The 774-nt window shown below is 43.7% G+C and carries 1 protein-coding gene; it reads left to right on the forward strand.

The features are described 5' to 3' along the window. Positions 1 to 243: 243 nt before the first annotated feature. A partial coding sequence (locus A3738_RS09010; RefSeq protein WP_197473747.1) for a hypothetical protein occupies positions 244 to 774 on the forward strand: 531 nt, incomplete at its 3' end.

Consider the following 774-nt stretch of genomic DNA (forward strand, 5'->3'; position numbering starts at 1 on the left):
GGCGGAATACTAGCAGATAAACGGATCTGATGTGTGTTTAATCAAGATCGCGGTGCTCTTGATTCAATCTTTTTCATTGTTCGTGTTTCTCAAGACATTCTCCCATTTATTGTTCTGGTTGTTTTATGCACACCTTGTCGCAAAACATAAGCTTGCCTCTTCCATAACGTGTCCGCCCATTCCATTCTAATCATTGCTTTCTATTCGAAGGCTCGAATAAAAATAAAAGAATGGAGAATTATAATGAAGTCAAAACTATTAGCGGGTGTTCTCGCGCTAGGCTTAGCGGCACCTTTAGCCTTTGCTGACGACGAGAAAATCAAAGTCTTGTCTCGTAATGTTTACCTTGGTGCAGATATCTTTCCTGTACTCGCTGCAGCTCAAGATCCTGATCCACTTGCTGTACCTCTTGCGGTTACTGAAGTTTTTCAAACTGCACAAGCAACAAACTTCCCTGAGCGTGCTGGTGCATTAGCGGATGAAATTGTGAGCCGTAAGCCTCACGTCATTGGCCTACAAGAAGTATCTATTTGGAGTACGCAAATTCCGGGTGACTTTTTGATTGGGAACCCTGCTCAAGCTTCCGACGTAGTTTATGATTTTCTAGAAATTCTTATGGCGAATTTAGAAGCGCGTGGACTAAGTTACGAAGTGGCAGCGTCTGTCGACAATGCCGATATTGAGTTGCCATTCGTTGCGGGTATTACTGCGGAAGGCCCGATCTTGGGAGATGTTCGTCTACAAGATAGAGATATCGTTCTCGTGCGTAAGAAA

It is taken from the genome of Oleiphilus sp. HI0066 (assembly GCF_001635725.1).